Origin of the sequence: Caldisericum insulae (assembly GCF_047785965.1) — a bacterium.
Lineage (GTDB): Bacteria > Caldisericota > Caldisericia > Caldisericales > Caldisericaceae > Caldisericum > Caldisericum exile_A.
In genome coordinates this window covers 41,966-56,306 of record NZ_JBLOBF010000003.1, presented here as the reverse complement: position 1 = coordinate 56,306, position 14,341 = coordinate 41,966, and the positions used below count along the sequence as shown (strand labels likewise).

Sequence of the window (14,341 nt, the reverse complement as noted above, 5' to 3'; positions counted from 1 at the left end):
TTACACTCTTACGAAGGGCAAAAGTGCCATTATACGAGCACGCTTAATAGCTCTTGCAAGTTCTCTTTGGTGTTTTGCACAAAGCCCCGTATTTCTCCTTGGAAGAATTTTACCCTTCTCGCTTATGAATTTTGAAAGTTTAGCAACATCTTTATAATCTATCTCTTCGTTCCTTGCACAAAAAACACAAACTTTTTTCTTCTGTCTAAAGAAATATCCCTTTTTTGCAACTTTTTTTGGTGTTTCCATCTTTGCCTCCTCTATGCAAATGGTACATCAGGTTCTGACTCATCAGTAGCCTCTTCAAGTTCAATTTCCTTTGCGCCCTTTGCTACGATGAGTTTTATATCTCTTGCAACAATTTCTGTTGCATATCTTTTGTTTCCATCCACTTCGTATTCACGAATTCGAAGTCTACCTTCAACAAAAATAAGATCGCCTTTTTTCATAGTCTTCTCAACTTTATCTGCAAGCCTATTCCAAGCAATGATCGTTATAAATGATGTTTCTTCCTGCCAATTTGTCGGATCCTGCTTGCCTCTGTATTTTAAGTTTACGGCAATCCTAAATTGGGCAACTTCATTACCCGTTGGAGTATAACGGATATCAGGATCTGCAACAAGACGCCCAGTTAAAAAAACTCTATTTACATCAGACATTTTCTTGTACCTCTTCGGGTTCACCGGCTTGTTCTTCTTTTACTTCGGGTTCTTTTGGAGCGGACTTAACTTCTTTCTCAACTTTCTTTACAATCATTGCTCTCAAAAAACCATCAGTAACCCTAAAGAAATAGTAGAGATCCTTTACGGCACTTGCAGGAAGATTAACATAAGCAAGATAATAATAACCTCTATCCTGCTTTAAGATTGGGTAAGCAAGGGTCTTTAAACCCCATTCACTTTCACTTTTTAAACTTCCACCGTTTCTTTCAACAAATTCGTGGAATTTTGATACAAGCGCTGCTCTTTCTTCATCTGAAAGATTAGCGCTTACAATGTAAAGCACTTCGTAGTAATTCATCTTTTACCTCCTGGACATTAAATTTATGCCTTGTAGGGCAATCCCTACAAGGAAGGTATTCCATACCAAAACTATTATACAGATTTTGATATGTTAATCAAGTATAAGGAGAGAAGAAGATTAAATTGAGTTGCGTTTAACTTTCCAAATTAGGATAATCTATACAAAAATCTGTAAACACTTCCCTCTCTATTTTGCAAACTTATTACCTCCCACGTCCCTCGCAATACCCCCCAAAAATAAATACTGTTTTTAGGGAAAAGTTCAAAGGTGGATTTGCCCCATTCCATCAATTGTCATTTCGACGAACGTAGTGAGGAGAAATCTCCTCCTTTTAGGGAAGTTCGAAGGTAGATATGCCCTCTTCCATTGATTGTCATTTCGAAGGAGCATAAGCGACTGAGAAATCTCCATATTTTGAGGAGGCAAAACACCGCCCCCTCAATACTCCCCCAAATAATAACTTTGATTTGGGGGTAAGTTAGAAAGGGGGACACCCCCTTTCTAATATTGGAGATTCCTCAGGCTAAAGCCTTCGGAATGAACACAACCAGTCATTTCGACGAACGAAGTGAGGAGAAATCTCCTCCTTTTGGGGAAGTTCAAAAGGAGATGTGCCATCTTCCAATGATTGTCATTTTGAAAGAAGTAATACATAACAAATAATTTCGGGGAGAAATTAAAAGGGTTTATTTTCTCTAATTACAGAATCTGCTTGAAATTAGTATAATTTTTAGCTTATAAGGTTAGGGAAGAAAATTTGTAAGAAATAGTTAAAACAAACTAAAATTTCGAAAATGAAAAATAGTTAGAAACAAGTTTTTAGGATCCGTTTGTAGAAATTTAATTAAAAATTTTCTCATTCTCATATTTAATAAGATGTTTGAATTTTTTGAAAATAGGATATAATATCTAAAGCAATGGTGCGAGGAAACCTGATCTCCAATATGGGCGCCAAGGGGACAGGTGGAGCAAGTGGCGCAACCGACATTGCAATTTTTATTTTAAGAATTTTTTAAAACTTTGCTTGAAGTATTGAAAAAATTTTTTTAAGAGCTAAAATTTAATTAGTAAAAAGTAAATTAATTTTTAGGGAAAGAGGGTGAGAGATGTTGCAAAAAAAATCGAAAAGTAATAAACTATCGAAGGAAGTAAAAAATTTTCATAGGAGGTGAAACATGAAGAAAGGTTTTACATTGATTGAACTGATGATTGTCATTGCAATCATCATCATTTTGGCGGCAATTGCAATTCCAAACTACTTGAGAATGACTGAGAGAGCAAAAGTCTCTGCAATCGAATCAGACCTTAAATCAATCGCAACTGCTTTGGAGTCTTTTAACACAGATTGGACAAACTATCCAAAGGTAACAAAAGAAGATTTTATTACTAACGGAACTGTACAAACATCTGTATTAGTTAGCGAGCTTACAGGTACAGGACAAGCACCAGCTACCCAGAATGTAACTGGTCATACCACTGTAACAGGCGAATCCGCTCCTATTACATACATTAAAGCTGACGCCTTTGATGCTCTTGCAAAGAAGCTTGGAGCAGGTGGCTCGGGAACTTATGAGAGTACAGGCGGTGATTACACACTCACAGTTACAACCACTATTGGTTCTAAGACTTATAAATTTACAATGACACCCGGCGGACAGATTTCAGTATCTGCTTCTTAATAAAGAGCGCTAATTAGTGTAATTTTTTGGGCACGCCAAAAGCGTGCCTTTTTTATTTTAGCCTTTTTATTTTAGATACTTTGCAAAATCATTTTTGTATGCGTTATAGAGAATCAAATCCAAGTTTTTCAAATACTCAAACCTCGCCTTTACCTGTTTTGAGTTATTTTGAATCGCATAGTAATATGCTAAACCAAGTTGTCCGTAAGGATTTTTATTGTTTGCCTTTATGCCTTTAACGATATACTCCTTACCTTCTCCCAGGTTTCCTTCCTTAAGTAAAATAAAGCCATATGCAATATTTGTATTTGAAAAAGAATCATCTATGGGAAAACTAATAAGTGTTTTTGCAGAGTTTATATCGCCTTTTGTAAGAATATAAGCTAAAGCCACAAGTCCTTTTAGATCAAAATCAGTTTTTCTTAGATCCTTAGCCCTTGTTAGAAATTTAATTGAAAGCGGATTTTTTGTATCAAGATAAATTTGCCCAATACCATCAGGAAATCTATAGTCAAGCGGATTTAAAGAAGAGGCAAATTCAAACTCTTTTAAGGCACTTGAAGCATCCCCCAAATCTTTAAAAGTTTGCCCTAAAAGGTAATGGTAGGTTGAGTTATTTTTGTCAAGAGCTATTCCATTTTTATAGTATTCTATTCTTGTTTCAATTGGTAAGTTATCTCCAATAAGAACATTAACTGATGCAATAAATGTTTTAAAGGTATAAATTGAGCCTAAAACAAGAAACAGTATCAAAATGAGAGATACTCTTTTTGAGAGAACAAAACTTTTTTGGTTGTTAAATGTTAAAAGTGCAAATCCCAAGAAAAGATAGACAAGCGTTATAGGGAGAAGCGAATCAACATCCATACACATATGGACAAAAAAGCCTGTAAGCCCTGAAAACAGCCCAACATAGACAAAAGAAGCATTTTTTAGATTTTTAAAGGCAACCTTATACGCATTAAAAACATACAAGAGAAATGGAATTATCCCATAGATTCCAGTTTCAACAAGAATCCTTGCAATAAGTGAATGGGGGTCAAACCTAATTTTATCGGGAATATTCCCAGTAAGCGAATAAAAGTCTTTAAAACTTCCAATACCAATTGGTCTAAATGGATTTTGCAAAAACCTTTCAAACGATAATTTAACGAAATAGATCCTCATATAGAGTGAAACATTTTGCTCTCCTTGGACAAATTGGACAAACTGCGTATTCTTATTCAAAATTACATCAACTGTAAATGGCGATGCAAAAGAAGGTGTAAGAATAATTGCAAAAAGAAGAACCAATACTTCTAAAAGTAAAGCCTTTAAAAAATTTTCATGTAAAATGGATACAAAAACTACCATACTTAATATATAAGCAATGTAAGAGCCTCTTGATGAAGTGATTATGATAAGAAAAGTCAAAAATACTGAAATTATAAAATAAATTGCCCTTTTAACATCGTTTTTCTCAAGAAGAACAAAACCCATTGATGTAAATATGGAAAGTATCAAAAATGCACCGAAGGCATTGTTGTATTGCCAAAGAGATTGAAGTGTTTCAAAACTGACAAATGCGTATTTCTGACCATAAAGCGAGATTGAAGGAAATTGACCAAATGCATATGAGTAATAAAAAAGATATGATACAAATCCAAAAAGAAAACTAGTAAAGACAATAAAGTTTAATACCACTTTGAAGTTTTCTTGGTCGATACTGTTCAAAATTATTATTGAAAGAAGAGTCGGAAATAAGAAATTCAAAAATTGTGAAAAGGCATGATATTTATAATGAGAGAAAATAATTGAAAATCCAACTGCAACAATGAATATAAGAAGGTAAATATCAACTTTTATTGGTCTTTTCTTCAAAATTGAATCAACAATAAAGAAAATGAAAATCAAAAAGACAAAAAAAGAGGATGCATAGGTTATTGTATAGTTTACAACTTCGCCAAAACGCGTAAGAAAGGTAAGTGCAAAGATAAAAGAAAGGGCAAGTATAAGGACAAAATCTATTTTAAAAGATCTCTTTTTCATTTTCATTTTGGTGCCGGGGGCCGGAGTCGAACCGGCACGGTGTCGCCACCGCGGGATTTTAAGTCCCGTGCGTCTGCCTGTTCCGCCACCCCGGCAAATTTTTCTGGAGGCACCGGTCGGATTCGAACCGACGAATGAGGGTTTTGCAGACCCTTGCCTTACCACTTGGCTACGGCGCCATGGAGCGGAAGACGGGATTTGAACCCGCGACAACTGGCTTGGGAAGCCAGCGCTCTGCCCCTGAGCTACTCCCGCACACTTAATATTATACCCAACTTTCCTCTTCTGTCAAATACAGGCTTAATATTTTCTCAATTTTCAAAATTATTTTTAACCTGTGAAATACTATCAGTATCTTTTGGATGGCGCTCTATAATAATTGTTACAGGTCCATCGTTTGTAAGCTCAACTTCCATATGTGCCTTGAAGACACCAGTTTTTAAAGAAGGATACAAATTTTTTACCATCGAAACAAATTTATCAAAATATTCCCTTGCAAGGTTTTCTTCCATTGCGTCTGTAAAACTTGGGCGATTACCTTTTTTTATGTAGGCTAAAAGGGTAAATTGGGATACAAGAAGAATTTCACCTTGAATGTCCCTCACTGAAAGATTCATCTTGCCTTCATTATCCTCAAAAATTCTCATATTTACTATTTTATTTGCAACCCAGTTTAGAACTTCCTCAGTATCACCTTTTTCAATACCTACAAGTGCAAGAAGCCCAACTCCAATCTCTGAAACAACCTCGTTATTCACTTTCACTTTCGACTTCTTCACTCTCTGTAGAACTACCCTCATATACCCACCTCTTAGAGACTCGCACTTTTACAACTTCTTCAAGGCTTTCAAGTTCTTTAACAATTTCTGAGAGATTAAACTTGGGATCTAACTTACAAGAAAATCTTATATATGCAAGAAATCTTCCTTTAAACTTTTTCTTTTTAGAAGAGGAATGAAAGTTTTCAAAGCTAATGTTTCTTTTTGCAAATACTCCTGCAATTTTATATATAAGCCCAGGCACATCCTGAACTGTTAATTTAAAGAACGCATAGAGATTTTTCTCTTTGCCTTTACTCCAATGCGCTTCAACAACCTTCCCTCCATTTTCGACGATTTTCATAAGATTTGGACAATCTACTCTGTGAATTTTTATACCACGCCCTCTTGAAATATAGCCAACAATTTCATCAAAAGGTTTTGGGTTGCAACATTTTGCAATAGAGATATTAATATTACTTGCTCCACTAATTGTAGGGAAGTACTCTGTTGTTTCGGTTTTTGTCTTTAGAGGAATGATTTTAGGAAGCTGTGGCTTTGGTGTCTCTTCAAACTTTTGGGTCTCTTTCTTTTCTTCGTATAGTTTTCTAAAATATGCCTTTATCTTTGACTTTGCAGAGGCTGTGCGGACAAATTGAAGCCAGTCAAGTTTTGGTCCGCTTGAAGTTTTTGATGTGATAATTTCAACCCTATCTCCTGTCTGAAGCTTGTAGTTAAGGGGGACAAGTGATCCGTTTACTTTTGCTCCTACACAACGATAACCTATATCTGTATGCACCCTGAATGCAAAATCAACAGGTGTTGAACCTTGGGGAAGTTCAATGACATCTCCTTTTGGCGTAAAAACAAGCACCACATCGGAGAATAGATCCACTTTAACTCTTTCAACAAACTCTTTTGAAGAACGAACCTCTTTTTGCCACTCAAGCATCTGCCGAAGCCGAGCAATCTTTGCTTCATAATTTTTATCTAAGGATTTTCCTTCCTTGTATTTCCAGTGAGCCGCAATACCCATTTCATCTACTTCGTGCATTTCCCTTGTACGAATCTGTATTTCAAAAGGTTCGCCTGATTTTGTAATAACCGTTGTATGAAGTGAGCGATAGAAGTTTGGTTTTGGCATTGCAATGTAGTCTTTAATTCTTCCCGGGACAAGTTTATAGTAGTTATTTACAATACCTAAAACTTGGTAACATGTGGGGATGTCATCTACAATAATCCTTAAGGCAATAATATCGTAAATTTCCTCAAATTGTTTTCCATCACGAATCATTTTTCTATAGATACCATAGAGATTCTTTGGACGCCCCTCCACAACTCCTGTAATTCCATGTTCCTTCAAGAGACCTCTTAACTCTTCCATTAACTCATTCACATAGGCTTCACGCTCTTCACGTTTTTTTGCAACCTTTTTTGCAAGCTCATAATACTTTTCAGATTCAAGATAACGGAAACTCAGGTCTTCAAGCTCCCACTTCATCGTATAGATCCCAAGGCGGTGCGCAAGAGGAACGTAAATATCCATTGTTTCTTTAGCAATTTCCTTTTGCTTTTCGGGTGGAAGGTAGTTTAAGGTTCGCATGTTGTGAAGTCTATCGGCAAGCTTAATGAGGACAACTCGCACATCCTGAGCCATTGCAAGGAGCATTTTTCTTAAACTTTCAAGGTGCGCCTCCTCAGTTGATACGCTTTTTATTCCTTTGAGTTTTGTGACACCATTAACAAGAAATGCAACAGTATCTCCAAATTGTACCTTGATATCTTCAAGAGAAACATTTGTATCTTCAACAACATCATGGAGAAGTGCTGCAGCATATGTTTCAGCATCAAGCTTGAGATTAGTAAGAATGAGAGCAACATTCAGTGGATGAATGATGTACTCTTCGCCTGACTCTCTTGCTTGCCCTGAATGTTTCTCAAGTGCAAACCTATAGGCATCCTCTAAAAGTTTCATCCCCTCACCGTCGAGGTAAGGGGACACTCTATTTTTTAATTCTTGAAAAAGTTCTTCTTTATTCAAAGTTTACAAGGGAAAATACATGATATTTCCCTATCTTTTCCTCTCCTTTCAGATTTTTAAGTATTACAACAAAACCCCAGCCAACGATTTCTGCACCAAGAGATTCAACGAGTTCAGATGCGGCAAGCGCAGTACCACCTGTTGCAAGAAGATCATCAATCATAAGAACTCTTTCGCCTTTCTTGAAGGCATCTTTATGAAGTTCGAGAATTGACATTCCATATTCAAGTTGAAACTCTTTTCTTACAACTTCGTATGGTAATTTCCCTGGCTTTCTTATAGGTACAAAGCCTGCTCCAAGTTCCTTTGCAATTGGTGCACCAAAAATAAATCCCCTTGCTTCAATGGCTGCAACTTTATCCACATGAAAATCCTTAAAATGATTTGCAATCTCTTTAACTGCATAGTTAAATGCTTCCTTGTCCCCCATAAGAGGCGTTAAATCCCTGAAAAGAATCCCCTTTTGCGGAAAATCTGGAATGTCCCTAACGTACTTCCTTAAATCCATTTTAACCTCCTAACAAATATATTATACTCATTTTCTCTTTTTGGAAGACTTGTATTTCTTCTTTGATTTTTGTTTGCTCTCTTTTGCGGATTTCGGCTCGTCATGAGATTCCAAGGCAGGCCCTACATTGCTTTCAGGATGAGTTTCTGTCTTTGGTGCTTCCTCAACTACCTTAACAACGCTCTCTTTCTTTACAATTTCTTCGCTAAGTGTCTCCCCTCTAAAAAGGACAAGTAAGGGGGATGCTATGTAAATTGAGGAATATGTCCCAGATAAAAGACCAAAGAGAAGTGTCATTGAAAAGTCTCTTAGAGCACTACCGCCGAAAATAACAAGCGCAAGAGATGAGAAAAACGTTGTAATAGAAGTATTCATTGAACGCACCCAAACTTCAGTTATACTCTTGTTAACAAGTTCCCTAAAGGACTCTCTTAACTTAAATTTAAGTTTTTCTCTAATTCTATCCATTACAACAACCGTATCTTCAACTGAATAGGTTATTATTGTAAGAAAAGCACCAATGAAGGGGGCATTAATTTCAATTCTAAAGAGAGCAAGCATGCCCAATGTTACAATGATATCGTGAAACAATGCCAAAACTGTTGCTAATGCAATTTTAAACTCAAACCTCAATGAGATATAAAAAAGGACAAATAAAAGTGAAAGAAGAAGTGCAACTGCACCATTTTTCATCAATTCGCTTCCAATAACAGGGGCAATAGAAGTAATTTGTGTTTGATCCTTATTTACTTTGTATAGCTTATCAGCTTCATTTACAATTTTTGTAATATCATCAGGTGGGACGTTTGTAGCATTGATTTTTATTATAACTTTATTCCCCTGTGCTTCTTGGACGATTACATCCTTATAGCCAATGCTTGCAACTATGTCCCTTATTTTTTGAGAATCAGGCTGTTCACTGCAAGCAAGCGTTATAATTGAACCTCCCTTAAAGTCAATACCAAGGTTTAATGGAGATCCAAACTTTACCCAATTATAACCAATTGCAGCAAGACCTATGATTATAAGGGAAAGCGAAATTGAGAACCAGATTTTTGTATGCCCTATAATATTCCAGTTTTTAATTCTATCTCTAAAACTCATCGCAAACCTCCTATATTCCCCACATCCACGGTCTCTTTAAAGATGACTGTGGAAGGAATAATTCAACAAGAAGCCTTGTTATAAATACACCAGAAATGAACCCTGTAAGAATACCAATTGATGTCGTAACAGCAAAACCCTTAATAATTGTTGTGCCAAAGTAGAAAAGGAATGCCGCACCAACAAGTACGGTAAGGTTTGAATCAATAACCGTACGCAATGCGTTTGCAAAACCTGCGTTTATAATCGATTTAAGGGTTCTGCCAAGTTTAAGCTCTTCCTTCATTCTTTCAAACACAATTACGTTGATATCAACAGCCATACCCAAGGAGAGAATTGTACCACCTATTGCAGGAAGAGAAAGTGTTGCATGAAGAAGGAATAGCGTAGCAAGTTCAAGGGAAACATAGAATATAAGGGAAATCGCAGAAAGTATGCCAAGATAACCATAAAAAATAATCATATATAGGATCACAAGGATAAATGCAAATATGCCACCTAAAACTGCCATTCTAATAGTGTAGCTTCCCAATGATGGACCAACCACTTCTTCCTGGATGAAATTCAATTTAACAGGTAATGCGCCAGACCTTAAAAGAGCAGCATAGTTTGCAGCTTCTTCCTTTGTAAATTTACCCTCTATAACACCCTGACCTTCAGTAATAGCACTTTTTACAGTAGGTGCCATAAGAAGTCTATTGTCAAGATAAATAGAAATCGTCTTTCCAATGTTTTGTTGAGTTACTTCTGCAAATATTTTTGTCCCTTCTGGATCTAATTGGAAGGCAATAACTGGCTGACCCAATGTTGCAGGATCCTTACTAAATTCAAGAGTTGCATTCTTTATATGGGCACCTGTCAAAACAACTTTTCCATCTTCAGTTTTAAACTGCAAAAGCGCAGTTTGTCCAATGAGCTCTTTTGCCTTTTCTGGATCTTTCCAACCTGGAAGTTCAACATCGATTCTTTTCCAGTTTGCCCCCCTCTCTTGCACGACAACTGCTTCAGAAATTCCAAGGGCATTAACTCTTTTTTGGATTACACTTATTGCTGTTTGCATTGCTTCTTGTGTAACCTTTACCTGGGGGGTATCCACAGCCTCCAAAACAAATCTTACGCCGCCTTTTATATCAAGCCCAAATCGAGGCACGATATAGCTTTCAAATTTGTTTAAGGTTTCAAGTGGTTTTGAAGATGCAGTAATTGCAGTGTAGTCAATATAAAGTGCAAGTCCAAACACAATGAGGAAAATAACAAACCATACTAAAAGCTTCCTTTTCATCTAAGAACCTCCTACAATTTTTGTCTCATCTAAAATTTGTTTTAACTTCATAAAATCCTCCATAAGCAACTCTTTGTATTCGCCATGATAGAGTGCTGCAGCAGGATGAAATGTCACAAAAAATTTTAAACCATCTTTCTCAAACACTCTGCCGTGAACTGAACTTACCTTTAATGCTGGGCTTACAAGTGCATTTAAAGGTGTATTGCCAAGCGTTACGATAATTTCAGGCTCAATTACAGAAATTTGGGCATATAGATATGGTATGCATGCTTCAACTTCTTCAACTGTTGGAACTCTGTTATTGGGTGGTCTACATTTAACGATGTTTCCTATGAAGACTTGAGACCTATCAATACCTATTGTTGAAAGAAGTTGAGTTAAAAGCTTACCTGCAGCTCCAACGAAAGGAAGACCTTGAATATCTTCATCACGACCAGGACCTTCGCCAACAAACATTATCTTTGCATTTGCAGGACCAACTCCTGGGACGTAATGGGTTTTAGTTTTGTGTAAATCGCATCTTGTACAGTGCCTGATGTCGTTTTCAATTTCCCTAAGCATTGCTTCTCTATCCATCAATCTTTCCTACTCTTACAGTTCCGTAAGTGCCATTCAAGAGATTTTTAAGATAGGAATCAAATTCATCTTTTTCAATTCCTTCTATCTCTTTTATGATGGCTTCAACGGATCTTATATATCCCTGCATAAGTCCTGACACACCATTTTTCTGCATCCTTGAAGAGGTACTTTCAAGACCTAAAATCATGCTTCCTAAAAGGTAATTTTTGGCATTCACAAATTCATCGTGAGTGAAGCCTTTCTCTTTAACGCTATTTAACTCTTCAAAAATAATTTCTTTTGCAACTTTTTCGTATTTTGGCAAGGTAGATGCATAAATAACTGTGCCGCCTGTATCGACAAGTCTCACAGGATAAGCATAAATAGTATAAACAAGTCCATGTTCCTCACGTAGTTTCTGGAAAAGCCTCGATGACATATTTCCGCCAAGAGCAACGGTAAAAATTGAATGCAGATATGATTCATGCGTAAAACTCTTTTCACCCTTTAGGGTTATTGCAAGATGGAGTTGCGCTGTTTCCTTAGGATAGTTTATATCAAGGAATTTATAGGAGACTGTTTCTGTGTTTATATCTTTGTTGCCTTCTTTAAAATCTTTGAAATACCTTTCGACAAGTTCCTCTGCCTTTAGGCGATCAATATCTCCAACTGCTGAAATAAAAATGTTTCCCTTAACAAAAAAATTTTCAAAATAGGAAACAATATCCTCATATGTGATTGAGCGTACACTTTCCTCAGTCCCAAGAGGGTTTCTTGAAAGAGGAGAATCTCCCCAAAGGGAACGCAATGCCTCCGTCTGACAGATATCCTGTGGGTCATCGTAAAACTCGTAGATTTCTTCAAGAATTACTTCTCTTTCTTTTTCTAAAAGTTCCTTATTAAACGTTGGATTTGTCAAGATATCAGACAAAACATCAAAACCAACTTCAATATCTTTTTGAAGGAGCTTTACATAAAAAAGGGAATACTCAGAAGAGGTATAGGCATTGATTTCTCCACCAAGCCCTTCAATTGCCTTTGAAATCTCAAAGGAAGATCGTTTTTTTGTTTCTTTAAAAACCATATGCTCGATGAAATGAGCAATGCCAAGTTTATCAGTTTCATAGCGTGAGCCAGACTTAACAAATACACCCAAAGATACCGATGGAAATGTATGATTTTCTTCAACGAAATATCTTATACCATTTTTTGAAATTGAGATTTCAAGGTTTTCGCCCATTATTTTTCTCCTGGTTCTTCTTTTTTTGAGTTGTTATTTCCGCCATCAACTGCCTTTTTACTGAGTTGAATTTTTCCATCATCTTCAATCTTAATGACTTTTACTTTTACTTTGTCACCTACATGAAGCTCTTTTCGAATATCCTTTATGTACTTATCTGCAATTTGAGATATATGCAAAAGACCAACATAATTTGGAAGAATTTGGACAAGTGCCCCAAACTCCTTTAACTCAGTAACAACTCCTTCGTAGATTTTTCCTTCTTCTGGTTCTGCAAGAAGTTGGTTTATCCGCTCCAAAATTGTATTTAGTATGTCTTCATTGGGTGCTGTGATGTAGACTTTCCCATCTGGCTCAATATTGATCTCTGAATCAGTAGAACCAATAATGCTTCTTATCGTCTTTCCGCCAGGTCCAATAAGCAAACCAATCTTATCTGGTCTAATTTGCATCTTATATACTCTTGGAGCATATGGAGAAATTTCGGGACGAGGTGCAGGGATTACTTCTTGCATTTTTTCAAGAATATAAAGACGAGCCTTACGAGCCTGCTCAAGTGCAATTCTTAAAATATCAATTGTAATTCCTTTGATTTTTATATCCATCTGAAGTGCTGTAATACCTGTATCAGTCCCTGCAACTTTAAAGTCCATATCGCCAAGGTGATCTTCTGCACCTTGAATATCCGTTAATACTACAAATTGATCCCCTTCCTTTATCAAACCCATTGCTATACCTGCAACAGGCTTCTTAATGGGAACACCTGCATCCATAAGTGCAAGAGTTGAGCCACAAGTCGAAGCCATTGAGGTGGAACCATTAGATTCCAATACCTCAGAGACAACTCTTATTGTGTAAGGAAATTCTTCTTCACTTGGTAAAACTGGCACAAGTGCTCGTTCTGCAAGTGCACCATGTCCAATTTCTCTACGAGTGGGACCTCTCATGGGACGTGCCTCACCTACAGAAAAAGGCGGGAAATTATAGTAGTGCATATATCTTTTAGTTATGATTTCTTCTTCAAGAGACTCAATCAATTGACCTTCGCCTTTTCCACCAAGTGTTGCAATAGAAAGTACCTGTGTTTGTCCCCTTGTGAAAAGCGCTGAGCCATGAGTTCTCTTAAGAACCCCGACCTCAATTGAGATTGGTCTAATTTCATCAGGCTTTCTTCCATCAATTCGATTACCCTGAAGTGTTTGAGACCTTATGTAATTCCTCAAAATGAGGTCAAAAATCATATTTACTTCAGAGACCTTTTCTGGATATTTCTCTTCGTACTCTGTTATTATTCCTTTTTTAATCTCTTCAAGCGCCTTCTCTCGGGTGAGTTTTTCTTTATTTTCGAGTGCAAGTTTAATTTTATCAAGGATTTCCGACTCAATCTCCTGCTTTAAGGCTTCGTCAATTATAACTTCGGGCACTTGAACTTTTGGTTTCCCAATCCTTTTTGCAAATTCTTCCTGCGCAAGAGAAATCTTCTTAATCTCCTCCAAGGCAACTTCCATTGCCTGAAGCATTGTCTCTTCTGATATTTCCTTTGAGCCAGATTCAATCATTATAAGGGCATCTTTTGTGCCTGCTATACTTAAATCAAGAAGGCTCTTCTCATCAATATCGCTTTCATTGGGATTTATGACAAATTTACCATCAATCAGACCGACCTTAACAGCGGAGACTGCTTCGTAAAAAGGCTCATCCGAAATAAGTGATGCTAAAGATGCAGCATTTATACCAAGAATTGCAGGTGAAATAGCGCCATCTGCAGAAAGGACATACACAACAATATGGACTGGGCGCCTGAATTGAATTGGAAACATTGGTCTAAGGGGACGGTCGATAAGGCGGGAACCAAGGATTTCTTCATCGGTAGGACGTCCTTCCCTCTTATAAAACCCTCCAGGGATTTTTCCTGCAGCATACATCTTTTCGAAATAATCAACAGTTAAAGGGAAAAAGTCTGTTGGTTCTGCAGGTTCATCTCCCATCGTGGAAGTTGCAAGCACCTGTGTGCCGCCACATGTTGCAAAAACGGCACCTCCTGCTTGCTTTGCCATCCTACCTACTTCAAACTCTATTACTTTTCCGCCTACTTCAATACTTATTTTCTCCACCAT

Annotated in this window: 13 protein-coding genes, 3 tRNA genes and 1 riboswitch; of the genes, 1 reads left to right on the top strand and 15 read right to left on the bottom strand. The window is 36.9% G+C overall.

Annotated features, from left to right (window positions below):
- Genes rpsR through rpsF form a run of 3 tightly spaced genes read right to left on the bottom strand, consistent with a single transcriptional unit; the run spans position 1 to position 1,020 of the window.
- Positions 1 to 249 carry a 30S ribosomal protein S18 gene (gene rpsR, locus ACMV0E_RS03225; RefSeq protein ID WP_416084937.1) on the bottom strand — a complete coding sequence of 83 codons (249 nt, stop codon included), beginning with the start codon at positions 247 to 249 and terminating at the stop codon, positions 1 to 3.
- An 11-nt stretch (positions 250 to 260) separates the two neighbouring features.
- On the bottom strand, positions 261 to 659 hold the full coding sequence (locus tag ACMV0E_RS03220) for a single-stranded DNA-binding protein (protein ID WP_416084936.1): 399 nt from the start codon (positions 657 to 659) through the stop codon (positions 261 to 263).
- Positions 652 to 1,020, bottom strand: a complete 369-nt coding sequence (rpsF, locus tag ACMV0E_RS03215; RefSeq protein WP_416084935.1) for a 30S ribosomal protein S6 — start codon at positions 1,018 to 1,020, stop codon at positions 652 to 654. Before rpsF ends, ACMV0E_RS03220 begins: the two co-directional genes overlap by 8 nt.
- Before the next feature lie 912 nt (positions 1,021 to 1,932).
- Positions 1,933 to 2,019, top strand: a riboswitch (cyclic di-GMP riboswitch).
- Positions 2,020 to 2,198: 179 nt separating this feature from the next.
- Here rpsF and ACMV0E_RS03210 point away from each other — a divergent pair.
- Entirely contained in the window at positions 2,199 to 2,702 is a 504-nt protein-coding gene (locus ACMV0E_RS03210) for a type II secretion system protein (RefSeq protein WP_416084934.1), read from the top strand.
- A 66-nt stretch (positions 2,703 to 2,768) separates the two neighbouring features.
- On the opposite strand, the gene ACMV0E_RS03205 is transcribed toward ACMV0E_RS03210, so the two are convergent.
- From ACMV0E_RS03205 to ACMV0E_RS03150, 12 genes are all read right to left on the bottom strand, one after another.
- Positions 2,769 to 4,730 carry an O-antigen ligase family protein gene (locus ACMV0E_RS03205; protein ID WP_416084933.1) on the bottom strand — a complete coding sequence of 654 codons (1,962 nt, stop codon included), beginning with the start codon at positions 4,728 to 4,730 and terminating at the stop codon, positions 2,769 to 2,771.
- A gap of 8 nt (positions 4,731 to 4,738) precedes the next feature.
- Positions 4,739 to 4,825 (bottom strand) — tRNA-Leu (locus tag ACMV0E_RS03200).
- A gap of 9 nt (positions 4,826 to 4,834) precedes the next feature.
- Positions 4,835 to 4,909 (bottom strand) — tRNA-Cys (locus ACMV0E_RS03195).
- A gap of 1 nt (position 4,910) precedes the next feature.
- A tRNA-Gly gene (locus tag ACMV0E_RS03190) sits at positions 4,911 to 4,985 on the bottom strand.
- A 56-nt stretch (positions 4,986 to 5,041) separates the two neighbouring features.
- Positions 5,042 to 5,530, bottom strand: a complete 489-nt coding sequence (gene dtd, locus ACMV0E_RS03185; protein ID WP_416084932.1) for a D-aminoacyl-tRNA deacylase — start codon at positions 5,528 to 5,530, stop codon at positions 5,042 to 5,044.
- Positions 5,481 to 7,463 carry a RelA/SpoT family protein gene (locus ACMV0E_RS03180; RefSeq protein ID WP_416084931.1) on the bottom strand — a complete coding sequence of 661 codons (1,983 nt, stop codon included), beginning with the start codon at positions 7,461 to 7,463 and terminating at the stop codon, positions 5,481 to 5,483. Before ACMV0E_RS03180 ends, dtd begins: the two co-directional genes overlap by 50 nt.
- 58 nt (positions 7,464 to 7,521) lie before the next feature.
- Entirely contained in the window at positions 7,522 to 8,037 is a 516-nt protein-coding gene (locus ACMV0E_RS03175) for an adenine phosphoribosyltransferase (RefSeq protein ID WP_416084930.1), read from the bottom strand.
- Between the two features lie 27 nt (positions 8,038 to 8,064).
- A complete protein-coding gene (gene secF / locus ACMV0E_RS03170) occupies positions 8,065 to 9,141 on the bottom strand; it encodes a protein translocase subunit SecF (protein WP_416084929.1) in 1,077 nt (358 codons plus the stop codon).
- Positions 9,142 to 9,151: 10 nt separating this feature from the next.
- Positions 9,152 to 10,423 (bottom strand): protein translocase subunit SecD, encoded by a 1,272-nt coding sequence (secD, locus tag ACMV0E_RS03165; RefSeq protein WP_416084928.1) that lies wholly within the window; start codon positions 10,421 to 10,423, stop codon positions 9,152 to 9,154.
- A complete protein-coding gene (locus ACMV0E_RS03160) occupies positions 10,424 to 11,002 on the bottom strand; it encodes a uracil-DNA glycosylase (protein ID WP_416084927.1) in 579 nt (192 codons plus the stop codon).
- Positions 10,995 to 12,224 (bottom strand): M16 family metallopeptidase, encoded by a 1,230-nt coding sequence (locus tag ACMV0E_RS03155; RefSeq protein ID WP_416084926.1) that lies wholly within the window; start codon positions 12,222 to 12,224, stop codon positions 10,995 to 10,997. The genes ACMV0E_RS03160 and ACMV0E_RS03155 overlap by 8 nt, the downstream gene beginning before the upstream one ends.
- Positions 12,224 to 14,341 (bottom strand): polyribonucleotide nucleotidyltransferase, encoded by a 2,118-nt coding sequence (locus ACMV0E_RS03150; RefSeq protein ID WP_416084925.1) that lies wholly within the window; start codon positions 14,339 to 14,341, stop codon positions 12,224 to 12,226. Before ACMV0E_RS03150 ends, ACMV0E_RS03155 begins: the two co-directional genes overlap by 1 nt.